Here is a 12,680-nt window from a genome sequence, read left to right as displayed (position 1 = left end):
AGCTATATAGCTAAAGCTTCATAATCGATTTATTATGAACTGAGTATAGAGTATTTGTAGATCACTTTAATCCTCTTGGAGAATGAAATATGTTGCCGAATATCCCCCTCAAAAGACTTAATGGAGCCCAAGAAAATCTGCAGGATTATGCTGGCAAGGTATTGCTTATAGTCAATGTGGCTAGTCGCTGCGGATTTACACCGCAATACCGAGATTTACAAAAACTATACGAAGAAAATAAAGCCCTTGGCCTGGAGATTTTAGGTTTTCCTTGTAATCAATTTGGCGCTCAAGAGCCTGGCTCAGCAGATGAGATTGGGCAATTTTGCAGCGCGAATTATGGCGTAACATTTCCGATGTTTGAGAAGATAGATGTGAATGGGGCGGCCGAACATCCTTTGTATGCATTTCTAAAGGAGCAGGCTCCAGGCATTCTAGGAACCACTGGCATTAAGTGGAATTTCACTAAATTTCTCGTAAGCAAAGATGGTAAATCAATCACACGACTCGCATCTGCAGATGGCGCAAATAAGATGTCAGAGGCGATTAAAAAGCTGCTGTAATTTGAATGCAACGTGATGGGTGCTATTTTAGCGAGTAGTGCTCACTTCTTTTTCTTCTGATCGGAATCTAACCATTCATTGACATCAGGAAATGCATCTTGTACTTCCCCCATAAATTCTCGAACCATGTAATACAGGCCAGCAATTAATAGGCAAAAAACAAAGATCGATACGAGGAGTAATGTTGTATTACTCATTTTTTACGATTCAATAATGCGGATAACTTGAAATAAATCCCAAAGCAAAATATTGAGGGTACCCAGAGCGCAGTAAAGATAGACTGCTCTCGATCTTGGACTACAAACCATAAATAGGCTGAAGTGAAGAAAGAAATCACCACTGCCAAGAGAATGAAGTAATCTGATTTTTTAAACATATTCACTCCTTTACTTCGTTATTAAAGTAATCCCTAATTCCGTAGCCAACTGCACTCAAAAGACATCCCATAATAGCGCAGCTGCCTAACACGCGAATGCCAGATGAAAGACCAAAAGCGAATATCTCTACTGGAATGAAGTCCCATAAGCTCAAGGTGATTAATATAAAACTAATTGAGCTGATAAAGAAACCAAAAAATATTAAAACATTTTCAGATAACTGCACAAACTTATTCATTAGATGGACCGCTGCAGGTAAATTGAAGGCCTATTGGCAGGCTCAATTAGACCACTGATTCGGTTGACTTGGCTGGCCACGTAAAATTGGCCATTGCTGAGATGGTGATTAAAAGCAAAACGACTTCTATTAAGTAGACACCACAATAACCAGTTGCTGGATTATTCAGATCTGCGCCAAAATAATTTCTTGAGGCCATGCCGGCAATGATGTCGCGAAATACGCCTCCAACACCTATTGCAATACCTGCGGCGGTAGCTTGTACAGCTCCCCAAGCACCCAATGCCAAGCCGCTTTGATTTTCAGGGGCGTATCTCATTGTGGCAGTTAAGGTCCCATGGCTAAATAGGCCATTACCAAATCCAATTAATAGCACCCCCACAATAAAAATGAGCGTGCTTCCAAGGGGTGCGGCCACAATCACCAAAATGAATGCGGGTATACCAATTTTGGCGCCATTACTGGCCATCTTAAAAGGATCGTAACCAGCGCTTAATACTTTGGATGCAATGCTAAAGCCAAATAAACAGCCGAGGGCTAGAGTAGCTGTTAATACGGTCGTCGCACTCACACTCATATTTAATAATTCACCGCCATAAGGCTCTAATAAAACATCATTCATACTAAATGCCATAGTGCCAAAACCTACGGCGATTAAGCGACGAATAGCCTGCCCACCTTCTTTAAATGTTTCCCAAGATTCTTTAAAATTTTGCTCTCTGGCTACTTGCGCTCTTGCCCGCGCTTCTTCGCGACTTTCTTGTTTCCAGAGTGCAATTGCATTCAACACAATAGTTACAACAGCGCTTCCTTGAATCACTTGGATTAGGCGACCGGGACTGTACTCTTCTAATAGCTGACCAAAAATCAGTGCACTGCCAATCATGCCAACTAATAGCATCACAAACATCAGTCCAACAATATTCGGTTGTGACTTAGGTGGCGCAAGATCGCAGGCTAATGCCAGTCCGACTGTTTGAGTAGTATGAATACCAGCGCCAACAAATAGAAACGATAGCCCAGCAGCCGCTAATCCAACCCATGCTGGCGCTTGACTGGCATTGCCAGCTCCCGCTAAGACCAGCAGAGCAAAAGGCATGATCGCTAGACCGCCAAATTGAACCATGGTTCCCATCCAAATATAAGGAACACGACGCCAACCCAGAGCAGATTTATGGGTATCAGAGCGAAAACCAATTAAGGCTCTAATGGGTGCAAAAATAATGGGCAATGAAACCATGATCGATACCAGTGATGCTGGTACCTGTAACTCTACGATCATCACTCGATTTAAGGTGCCGACCAAAAGTACTAGGGCCATGCCAACAGATACTTGGAATAGAGACAGTCTTAGTAATCTACCTAGGGGAAGTTCAGCAGAAGCGGCGTCTGCAAAAGGTAAAAATCGAGGGCCTAGATTCGCCCAAGTATTGATTAATTTTTGACTAAAACGATTCATGTAAAACTTAGTTTAACTGACAGTTATGCAAAACAAAAAAACATAAGACCTAGACTTTTAGATCTAGGTCTTATGAGGGAGGGTACAACTTATTTTTTTGCTAATGGTGCTGCGGGTGCCGTAGAAGCAGCAGCAGCTTTTGCAGCTTGACCACCTTCTAGGAAACCTTTCACCCAAGTTGTGTTATTTAATAACGCCAAATGAACTGAAAAAGAACCAACAGCTACTGCACCCAAAAACAATGGAATGCCAACGGTTGGTTTTACTACTGTCCACATTTTTCCGTAGATCATCTTAAGCTCCTTAAATTACTTCAACCAAGGTGAATAGATGTATGCAAGTAAATGGGCGAGTGCTGCAATCATCCCAAAAAATTGCGTACCTTGTATGAGGTTGCGATGCAACTCTTCCGCCTCCTCAACACTCAGACCTGTAAGAGTGTTATTTGTCATAGCATTTCCTCTCAAATCTAACTGCGTCGTGCTAACCCACACGAGGGCACTGAATTAACCTTCTTTACTACAAGGTGAATTTTATACCAATGTGTATAAAAATATTTACAGTTTTATCGGGAGTTTCCCTAATAAGTTCTTCTATTGCGGTGCAAAAAACTGATTCGTAACAGTGTTTTTTTAGGGGGCTTTTTAGTCCACAGGGGATATAGAATGGGTATCTTCAAAAGCTGTTTAGGGGCCTCAAATAGTCAAACTAGTGAGTGATTTGTCATGATAAAAATACTAATAGAGATGGCTTGTGCTGCAACCGGATTTGCCATGTCTTTGTTGTTTGCCAAGCAACTGGATCTGGGCACTGTCCCTGCAGTGTTTATGGGTCTGATGGGGGCAATCTTTACCTTTATTCTTGCCCAAGGCCTAACAAACTTCATTTTTCGTATACTGAGACGTGATTAATATGGGGCTCAGCCTCTTTAACTATAAGGATAGGTAATGAACGAGCAATCTGTATCTGGGCAAGTGGACGCAAAAATGAAAAGAAGCATGCTTTGGCTTAAATTTGCCATTGTGATATTCCCGTTGGCCTTAATTGGTCAAATCTGGATTCTGTACCAAGAATATTCCTTCACCAATCTAGTCTTTGTGTTGATTACCGCTTTTGCCTTGTATTCCACCATCAATTCTTACAAAAAATTTAAAGCCTACGAGGCTGCCATCAAGAACCAGGAGTAGTGACCCCTATGGGGGTTTTCCCTATTAGGTAATACTCAAATAGGTGTCAATCTTGATTGACATATCGCGAATCAAGAGGAAGAATCATTTCTATGATTTTTCTTCATTCGCCCAAGCTATTTTTGAATAGCTACTAGCATGCAAATACTGAATCTTGGTGTCAACCACCATACCGCTCCAATTGATATTCGGGAGAGTGTTGCTATTGCCCCGGAAAACTTACAGGATTCCTTATTGGATCTTCGTAATCATTTAAAGGGGAAGTATTCAGATTTGATGCCAGAGGTAGCCATTTTATCGACCTGCAATCGCATGGAGATTTATTGCGCTGCTAATGACACTACCTATCCTGATCATTATTTAGAAGAGCGCACTTTTGATTGGCTGACTTCTCAAAAGCGTTTGCAGGGTGATGCATTAAAGCCCTATATTTATTCTGCAAAAGAGACTGATGCTGTAAAGCATGTATTTAGAGTGGGCTGTGGAATGGACTCCATGGTGTTGGGTGAGACTCAAATACTGGGTCAAATGAAAAAGGCTGTGGAATTAGCTGACCAAGTGGGCACACTAGGGTCTTATCTAAAACCTTTATTCCATAAAACTTTTTCAGTTGCTAAAGCAGTTCGATCATCAACAGATATTGGCACGCAGTCAGTATCGATGGCGGGCGCTTCTGTTCGCTTAGCAGAACGAATTTTTGGTGACCTAAAAAACTCCAAAATTTTATTTATTGGTGCTGGTGAGATGATTCAGCTATGTGCATCTCACTTTGCCGGTAAGAGGCCAAAAGAAATTGCAATTAGTAATCGCACAGTTGATCGTGGTGATGAGATGGCAAGGGTTTTTGCTGCAAAAGGCTTGCAAACAGATTCCTTTCCATTGCAATCTTTGCCAACTCGCTTGCATGATTTTGATGTGATTGTTTCCTGCACTGCAAGTGCATTGCCTATCATTGGTATGGGCATGATTAAAACGGCCTTGAAAGCCAGAAATAGCAGGCCAATTGTGCTGATCGATTTAGCGGTGCCACGTGATATCGAGCCAGAGATTCGATCCCTGAAAGATGCCTACCTCTATTCAGTGGATGACTTAGGTGGCGTTGTTAATGAGGGTCGTAATATTCGCGAGCTTTCTATGGCGGATGCGGAAATCATTATCGATAAAGGCGTCAGTGAATTTTTTCAGACACTTCAAAAAAGAACGCTTGTACCGATTATTCAGTCCTTGCAAACTACTGCAGAGCGGCTCAAAGAAATAGAACTAGAAAAAGCAGTACGTCGCATAAAAAAGGGTGAAGATCCCATCGAGGTCCTATCCATCATGGCTCAGGCCTTGGCTAATAAATTTATGCATGCTCCTATTAATGCATTACAAAATTCACCGAATAATGAGATTGAAGACTTTAAACGAATTCTCTCTAGTATCTACTCTCAAAAATAATTACGGTATTGAATATGCTCAAGGCAACTAACTTACTTCATACAATTAATTCTTCAGAAGAATTAAAGCAGCTCGAGCCGTCTCAATTGCCACTATTGGCAGATGAGCTGCGTGAATTTATTCTTCAGTCTGTTTCTAGTACTGGAGGGCACCTATCCTCCAATTTGGGAACAGTGGAGTTAGCAATTGCCCTGCATTATGTTTTTGATACTCCTGAAGATCGCATTGTTTGGGATGTAGGGCATCAAAGTTATGCCCATAAAATTTTGACTGGGCGTAGAGAGATGATGCCGAGCTTGCGTCAGTTTGGAGGTTTATCTGGGTTTCCGAAGCGCTCTGAAAGTCCCTATGATGCTTTTGGCACAGCACATTCCTCTACTAGTATTTCAGCGGCTCTTGGAATGGCAGTAGCCAGCAAAGTCAAAGGGGAAAAGCGGAATGTAGTCGCAGTGATTGGTGATGGCTCAATGAGCGCTGGCATGGCATACGAGGGTTTAAATAATGCCGGGGTTGATAAATCGATTCCCCTAATCGTGATTCTGAATGATAACGAAATGTCGATTTCTCCGGCTGTTGGAGCCCTTAATCGATATTTAGCAAAGCTCATTAGTGGCTCTCTTTATGGCGCCACCAAAAAAGGCTTGGATAGGATGCTTTCCTACACGCCCCCATTGAGAGAGTTTGCCAAAAGACTGGAAGGTCATGCTAAGGGAATGATTGGCCCAGCCACTATTTTTGAGGAGTTTGGTTTTGATTACTATGGCCCAATCGATGGCCATAATCTGGCTGATCTGATTGTCACACTGAGTAATTTGAAAAAAATTGCCCAGACTGATGGGCCGCAATTCTTGCATATCGTTACCAAAAAAGGGAAAGGATACGAGAGAGCAGAGTCCAATCCGATTTCATATCATGGCCCCGGTAAATTTAATCCCAGTGAAGGTCTTAAGCCTTCCGCAGCAGGTAAAAAAACCTACACCGAAGTCTTTGGTGAGTGGCTGTGTGATATGGCCAAACAAGATGAACGTCTTATTGGTATCACGCCAGCAATGCGTGAGGGTTCCGGCCTAGTTCAGTTTGAAGAGCAATTTCCCAATCGTTACTTTGATGTTGGAATTGCAGAGCAGCATGCGGTTACTTTTGCAGCTGGTATTGCGTGTGAAGGGCTAAAGCCAGTAGTGGCAATCTACTCTACTTTTTTACAAAGAGGTTACGACCAGCTCATACACGATGTGACATTGCAGAATTTGCCAATCGTCTTTGCCATTGACCGAGCTGGTATGGTCGGTGCAGATGGGCCAACCCATGCCGGTGTATTTGATATTGCCTTTTTAAGATGCCTACCGAATTTAGTCGTCATGACGCCATCAAATCAAGCGGATTGTAGAGATATGCTGACGACTGCTTTTAGTTTGGATGGTCCTTCTGTAGTGCGCTATCCACGAGGATCTGGAGAGGGTCCAGAGGCATCTCGGGTACTCGAGATCATTCCCGTTGGAAAGGGAGTTATTACTCGTCGGATAAAAAGTGCAGAAGCTGTTGAAAAAAAGATTGCCTTTGTTTGCTTTGGTCCATTGCTCTATAGTGCGCTGAAAGCGGCAGAAGAGCTAGATGCTACTGTTGCTGATATGCGCTTTGTGAAGCCCTTGGACGAAGCCTTGCTATTAGATCTTGCAAAAAATCATGATGCTTTGGTTTTTATTGAAGATAGCGCAATTCAGGGGGGAGCAGGTAGTGCCTGTTTAGAGGTGCTATCAAGACATCACATTCAGATACCGACCTTGCAAATTGGTTTGCCTGATGAATACGTCGAACATGGCGACATTAGTCTGCTCTTGGATTTATATGGACTATCCCCGAAGAAAATCTTGGTCAAAGTACAAGAGCATTTTCAATTAACACCCTAACCACCTTACTTTTATGTTTAATAAAGAAAACGCACATATCAATGGCTTATCAAAAGAGAAGAAGTGGGAATATATTGGTAAACCTGTTGCCATCATCTTTGGCAGCCTGAACCTCTCTATTCTGATATTTTTCTTAATCTCCTATTACGCTTAAGTGCTGAGATAAAGGCCTACTCAATTCCATGATGATTAAGAGAATGGTAGTGCCATTGATCTGGGGTTTAACGGTAGCGATTTTGGGTGGCCTATCCACAGATCTAGGCCCATGGTACCAAGCCTTAAAAGAGCCCTTTTGGAAACCTCCTGACATCGCATTTGGCCCAATCTGGTCAACTATTTTTATTTTGTCTGGCGTAGCTTGGGTTGCAACCAAACATTGCACTTCAGATCTTGTGATTCTGAGTCGCTTAAATATTCTATTTTGGGTAAACGGTTTACTCAATATCCTTTGGAGTATTTTATATTTTCGCTTTCAAAGACCGGACTGGTCTTTATATGAATCCGTATTTTTATGGCTTTCAGTGCTTGCCATATTGCTGACCATTAGAAAGATTTCTCCTAAATATAGCCTGTATATGCTGCCCTATTTAATATGGGTGAGCATTGCCATTGCTTTAAATTGGGACACGGTTCAACTCAATGGACCCTTTAACTAAAACTTCAGTATCTTTTTAAGTTGAGATAATACGGGGTCGGGATGCAAGTGAGTACGAACGCTAGCATTTCAAATCTGTGTACTTTGATACTGCAATGGATGCTTTATCTAAATAAAAGCAATAAGCTAGTTGTCGCGATGAGCCCATATAAAAATAGATAAATTTTTATATCCTTGAAAACAATATCTCTTGGAATTTTTTTATATTTCAGAAGATATATATGATAAATAACCGGTGAAATTAAAATCACACCAAATTCAAATAGCAACTCTAGTTTTTCACCAGTCATCTATTTAATAAATTTATTTTTTGAGAATATTAAAAAGGCAGCAGATATGATGCCCAGGGAAAAGAGTAAAAAAGAGCCTGTTTTCACAAAAATAACAAAACCCAATAGCACCAGGCCAAATACAAATAATCCTAATTTATCCCTAGACATTAAATTGCCTCCTGAATTATTAAATTTCTTCTAGTTCGTATTCGGCATTTAAAAAACCTACTAAAACTTACTTCAAATAATAACTGAGGTTTTATATCTTAAGTCGTGAGTTTGGGTTGCAGTCATCTGAACTCTGGAATATAGCTAGATCATTGTTATCCCTATGCTACATCCCCTGGTATCTGCGTACAATACCTTACAGCCTATTCTTTTGTATTTATTTTTAAATGATCGAGTTACGTCAAACTGCTCTTGAAATACTTGTTCTTACTGATGCCCAAATCAAAGTAAGTCGATTATTTGGGCTATTTGACGATTACCAGCGACAACTTGTTGGTCTCAATATTTCTGCAACTTTTAGCTCTCAAGAGCTTGCATTGCCAGGTCGCCCTGAAAAGCCCGAGCTTATCCCACCCCTACAGGTTCCCAAAAGAAGAATGGATAGCGTAGAAGGCAGAGCTTCTTTGTTGCATTCACTTGCGCACATCGAATTCAATGCCATGAATCTTGCACTCGATGCCATTTGGCGTTTCCCTGATATGCCTAAGCAATATTACGAAGATTGGCTTAAGGTTGCCAAAGAAGAGTCATACCACTTTACGTTGGTGAATGAATACATTCAGACATTGGGATTTCAGTACGGCGATTTTCCTGCTCACAATAGTTTGTGGGAGATGGTTGAGAGAACTACCGATTCAGTAATTGCCAGGATGGCGCTAGTACCCAGAACGATGGAAGCCAGAGGCCTTGATGCGGTTCCTGGAATTCGGGATAGGTTTAAGCAAATCAAAGATGCTAAGGCAGTAGAGATATTGGAGATTATTCTCCATGATGAAATTGGTCATGTGTTCATTGGGAATCGTTGGTTTAATTATTTATGCGGGAATAGTGGTTTATCTCCAATCGCTGCTTATAGAGAATTAGCCAAAAAATATCAGGCGCCCACTTTGAGGGGGCCATTTAACCTAGTAGCACGTCAGCAAGCAGGATTTACTGCAGAGGAGTTAGATTTGCTGGGGTCTCTTGGCGATAAACGGTCGCAATTAGTATGAAAATTCTGAGTCTCATCCCGCCGATGACCCAGCTCAACACGCCGTATCCATCGACAGCCTATCTCACTGGGTTTTTGCGATCCCAAGGATTGAATGCTGTTCAAGAGGATTTGGCATTGGCACTAGTGCTCGGTTTTTTTACTGTTGATGGCTTGGCAGAGGTAAGAGACGCGGCAATAAATCTGCCGGAGGAAAAACGCAGTGCCAGCGTCAACTTTTTCCTCGATTATTTTTCGGACTATCAAAGCACCATTGCGCTAGCCATTGCATTCTTGCAAGGGCGTGATAGCACGCTTGCTCATCGCATCAATAGTCGAGCCTTGTTGCCAGAGGGCCCACGGTTTGTTCCTCTGGATACGTATGGTGAAGATGAGGGTGGTGATTCATTGGCTTGGGCATTTGGTGCCTTGGGCTCTCAGGATCGGGCACGTCATCTGGCAACGCTTTATCTCAATGATTTATCGGATGTATTACGAGATGCTGTTGATGCTCGTTTTGAGTTTGTTCGTTATGCAGAATCTTTGGCAAGTAGCCAGCCAACATTTACACCATTAGCACAGGCTTTAGCTGCTCCGCCAACCTTAATGGATCGTCACCTTCAAGAGCTCACCAAAACAGCCGTTAATAAACATCAACCGAGTTTGGTGTTATTGTCTGTTCCCTTTCCCGGTGCGATGTATGCTGCATTACGCATTGCTCAAACGATCAAGGAAAGTTATCCCAGCATCAAGATTGGCCTTGGTGGTGGTTATGTTAATACTGAATTGCGTGAACTCACTGACTCACGGATCTTTGATTATGTGGATTTCATTAGCCTAGATTCTGGTGAGAGACCCTTGTTGGCTTTAATCGAGCATCTGAGCGGTAAGCGTTCGCAGGAACGTTTGGTGCGCACCTTCATTCGAAATGCCGACAATCAAGTGCGTTATATCAACTGGCAAGAGCCTGATGTTCCCTTTGGGGAAGTTGGTACCGCAACTTGGGATGGATTGCCATTAGATTCCTATCTATCGTTATTGGATATGCTCAATCCGATGCATCGCCTTTGGAGCGATGGCCGCTGGAATAAGCTGACCGTTGCTCATGGCTGCTATTGGAAAAAATGTAGCTTCTGCGATGTGAGCCTAGACTATATCTCGCGTTACGAAACCGCTTCAGCCAGCCTATTGGTTGATCGCATTGAGGCAATTGTTGCGGAGACCGGTCAAACTGGATTTCATTTTGTGGATGAGGCTGCACCACCGAAGATTTTGAGAGCACTTGCTGAAGAGTTAATTCGTCGAAAGGTGATTATTTCTTGGTGGGGCAATATTCGTTTTGAAAAGACCTTCACTCCTGAATTATCCCAATTGCTAGCACAAAGTGGTTGCATAGCCATGTCTGGTGGCTTAGAGGTGGCTTCTGATAGGCTGCTTGATCTCATGAAAAAAGGGGTTTCAGTGGATCAGGTGGCCCAAGTAACCAAAGGTTTTTCTGATGCTGGGATTTTGGTGCACGCCTATTTGATGTATGGCTTTCCAACCCAAACCGTTCAAGAAACTGTAGATGCTTTGGAGTATGTCCGTCAGTTATTCGAAAATGGCTGTATTCAGAGTGGATTTTTTCATCGTTTCACATGTACCGTGCATTCGCCAGTAGGGCTTGATCCAGCAGATTATGGAATTGAGCTTGTGCCATTACCTACTATTTCTTTTGCAAAGAATGACATTTCTTTTATAGACCCGACTGGTGTGGATCATGATGCGCTAGGTATCGGTTTGAAGAAGGCGATTTATAACTTCATGCATGGTCTAGGATTTGAGATAAAGGCTCATGATTGGTTTGAGATGCCAAACATTCCTAAAGCTTCTGTGCCACGAAATAAGATAGCCAAAATTTTGGGCTATGTATAAACTTTCAGAACAGATTTCAATTCCTTTTAACTCTTAAGACTAGCCTCTCTATGAATCTATCCCGTCGGACCTTTATTGCTTCCGCTGCATTAGCTCCAGTAGCCTGCGGTAGTCTATCTTATGAACATGGCACACCAGTGGCTCAGCCAAAACCATTGCCAATGATTCGTCCTCCTCAGGTAGGCCAAGAATGGACTTACATCAAAAAAGATATCTTTGATGGCAAAACGCTAGACGTGATTAATGAGCGAGTTGCGAGTGTTGGTACAACTATTGTGCTTGAGCGTTCCACAGCGAATGGATTCCGTCTGCCTAATGAGATTCAGTCTTCATGGGGTATGGTTTCAACAGATCCTCAGTGGCCACGCTTACTGAACTTTAATCCACCTCTACCACTTTGGCCCGAAACGCTCTCCACGACATGGACAAAACAGTTCAGTAGCAAATACAGTATCGCTGGATATTCTGAATCAAAAATGGGCTGGCAAGAATACATGAGCGTTCAGGGTTGGGAAAAAATTACAGTCCCTGCAGGCGAGTTTGTGGCATTGCGTTTTCAGAGTCTCATTAACTATGAGAGTGAAGATCCTAATAAAGTAGATTGCATTCGTAAGGAGACTGTTTGGTTTGTGCCGCAGATTGGTCGCTGGGTTGCTCGAGAAACTTCTGGGTCCTATCAACTTCAGGGGCAAATTGGAGCAGTGATTTTGGAAGGCAGCTATCAGTGGCAATTGACTTCATATAAATGAAACTATTACAAAAGATCAGTTTGGTATTTTTGCCAGCATTGCTGGTAGCTTGTATTTCTTCACAACCTTATCCAAATGGTGTAACCCTAGCTCAACCCATAAATCCGCCACAGGTGAGGGCACCTCAAGTAGGACAACAATGGGTATACAACGTTCGCAATGTTTTTAATCAAGAGATTGTGGATGTTGTCACGGAGAAAGTGGTTGCTATCGGTCCGCAAGTACGGATTGAGCGAATAGGGCTCAAGCACGGACGCTTGCCTGATGAAATCCAGGAGCCTTGGGGTTTTATCCTTCAAGACTCCCACTGGAATCCCCCGCAAAAGTTTTTACAACCCATGCCTTTGTTGCCTGAGCAATTGGTTGCCGGTTGGTCTAGTTTTTATCGAAATCGATACCAAGTAGTGGGTTATCCGGACAATGATTATTACTTGGGCTTAAATATCAATGCATTGAAATGGGAACGCGTGAAGGTTCCTGCAGGTGAATTTAATACTTTGCTCTATCGTAATGACATGCCATTCTTTACCAGTAATGACTTCTCACGAGTAGCTAATATTCGTGGTGAAGATGTCTGGCTTGCCCCTGAAATTGGTCGTTGGGTCATTAGGCGCAGCTCCGGTCGATATCTTTGGGCTGGGATGTTTTGGAGTAATGCCCTCTGGGAGGACTACCTGGAATGGGAACTTGTGTCCTGGAAGTAAGTAAAGCGCTTAAAATC

Annotated in this window: 16 protein-coding genes; 11 read left to right on the top strand and 5 right to left on the bottom strand. The window is 42.5% G+C overall.

The window, feature by feature from the left end; translation table 11 throughout:
- The first annotated feature begins 89 nt into the window (after window positions 1–89).
- Entirely contained in the window at window positions 90–563 is a 474-nt protein-coding gene (locus FD967_RS06835) for a glutathione peroxidase (protein WP_215325230.1), read from the top strand.
- A 41-nt stretch (window positions 564–604) separates the two neighbouring features.
- On the opposite strand, the gene FD967_RS06830 is transcribed toward FD967_RS06835, so the two are convergent.
- The 5 genes from FD967_RS06830 to pufB all read right to left on the bottom strand — a co-directional run bounded on the left by FD967_RS06830 (window position 605) and on the right by pufB (window position 3,089).
- Complete coding sequence (locus tag FD967_RS06830) at window positions 605–760, bottom strand: hypothetical protein (protein WP_215325229.1); 156 nt, start codon at window positions 758–760, stop codon at window positions 605–607.
- Entirely contained in the window at window positions 757–939 is a 183-nt protein-coding gene (locus FD967_RS06825) for a hypothetical protein (RefSeq protein ID WP_215325228.1), read from the bottom strand. Before FD967_RS06825 ends, FD967_RS06830 begins: the two co-directional genes overlap by 4 nt.
- Window positions 940–1,224: 285 nt before the next feature.
- Entirely contained in the window at window positions 1,225–2,637 is a 1,413-nt protein-coding gene (locus FD967_RS06820) for a PucC family protein (protein ID WP_215325227.1), read from the bottom strand.
- Window positions 2,638–2,726: 89 nt separating this feature from the next.
- Window positions 2,727–2,930 carry a light-harvesting protein gene (locus FD967_RS06815; protein ID WP_215304446.1) on the bottom strand — a complete coding sequence of 68 codons (204 nt, stop codon included), beginning with the start codon at window positions 2,928–2,930 and terminating at the stop codon, window positions 2,727–2,729.
- 15 nt (window positions 2,931–2,945) lie between these two features.
- Entirely contained in the window at window positions 2,946–3,089 is a 144-nt protein-coding gene (gene pufB, locus FD967_RS06810; protein WP_112294365.1) for a light-harvesting antenna LH1, beta subunit, read from the bottom strand.
- Between the two features lie 273 nt (window positions 3,090–3,362).
- Here pufB and FD967_RS06805 point away from each other — a divergent pair, with 273 nt between their 5' ends.
- The 10 genes from FD967_RS06805 to FD967_RS06760 all read left to right on the top strand — a co-directional run bounded on the left by FD967_RS06805 (window position 3,363) and on the right by FD967_RS06760 (window position 12,663).
- Complete coding sequence (locus FD967_RS06805) at window positions 3,363–3,548, top strand: hypothetical protein (RefSeq protein WP_215325226.1); 186 nt, start codon at window positions 3,363–3,365, stop codon at window positions 3,546–3,548.
- A 36-nt stretch (window positions 3,549–3,584) separates the two neighbouring features.
- Window positions 3,585–3,824, top strand: coding sequence for a hypothetical protein (locus FD967_RS06800; RefSeq protein WP_215325225.1), 240 nt, complete (start codon window positions 3,585–3,587; stop codon window positions 3,822–3,824).
- 138 nt (window positions 3,825–3,962) lie between these two features.
- On the top strand, window positions 3,963–5,264 hold the full coding sequence (hemA, locus tag FD967_RS06795) for a glutamyl-tRNA reductase (RefSeq protein ID WP_215325224.1): 1,302 nt from the start codon (window positions 3,963–3,965) through the stop codon (window positions 5,262–5,264).
- Window positions 5,265–5,278: 14 nt separating this feature from the next.
- Window positions 5,279–7,171, top strand: a complete 1,893-nt coding sequence (gene dxs, locus FD967_RS06790) for a 1-deoxy-D-xylulose-5-phosphate synthase (RefSeq protein ID WP_215325223.1) — start codon at window positions 5,279–5,281, stop codon at window positions 7,169–7,171.
- 13 nt (window positions 7,172–7,184) lie between these two features.
- Window positions 7,185–7,325 carry a hypothetical protein gene (locus FD967_RS06785; protein ID WP_215304439.1) on the top strand — a complete coding sequence of 47 codons (141 nt, stop codon included), beginning with the start codon at window positions 7,185–7,187 and terminating at the stop codon, window positions 7,323–7,325.
- A gap of 31 nt (window positions 7,326–7,356) precedes the next feature.
- Entirely contained in the window at window positions 7,357–7,827 is a 471-nt protein-coding gene (locus tag FD967_RS06780) for a TspO/MBR family protein (protein WP_215325221.1), read from the top strand.
- Between the two features lie 666 nt (window positions 7,828–8,493).
- Window positions 8,494–9,318 carry a ferritin-like domain-containing protein gene (locus FD967_RS06775; protein WP_215325219.1) on the top strand — a complete coding sequence of 275 codons (825 nt, stop codon included), beginning with the start codon at window positions 8,494–8,496 and terminating at the stop codon, window positions 9,316–9,318.
- Complete coding sequence (locus FD967_RS06770; RefSeq protein WP_215325218.1) at window positions 9,315–11,210, top strand: radical SAM protein; 1,896 nt, start codon at window positions 9,315–9,317, stop codon at window positions 11,208–11,210. Before FD967_RS06775 ends, FD967_RS06770 begins: the two co-directional genes overlap by 4 nt.
- A 50-nt stretch (window positions 11,211–11,260) precedes the next feature.
- A complete protein-coding gene (locus FD967_RS06765; protein ID WP_215325217.1) occupies window positions 11,261–11,959 on the top strand; it encodes a hypothetical protein in 699 nt (232 codons plus the stop codon).
- Window positions 11,956–12,663, top strand: a complete 708-nt coding sequence (locus FD967_RS06760) for a hypothetical protein (protein WP_215325216.1) — start codon at window positions 11,956–11,958, stop codon at window positions 12,661–12,663. Before FD967_RS06765 ends, FD967_RS06760 begins: the two co-directional genes overlap by 4 nt.
- Window positions 12,664–12,680 lie beyond the last annotated feature (17 nt).

The sequence above is a fragment of the Polynucleobacter sp. JS-Mosq-20-D10 genome, from assembly GCF_018687755.1.
GTDB lineage: Bacteria > Pseudomonadota > Gammaproteobacteria > Burkholderiales > Burkholderiaceae > Polynucleobacter.
The sequence above is the reverse complement of the archived record's forward strand: the minus strand, read 5'-3'. Positions and strand labels throughout refer to the sequence as shown.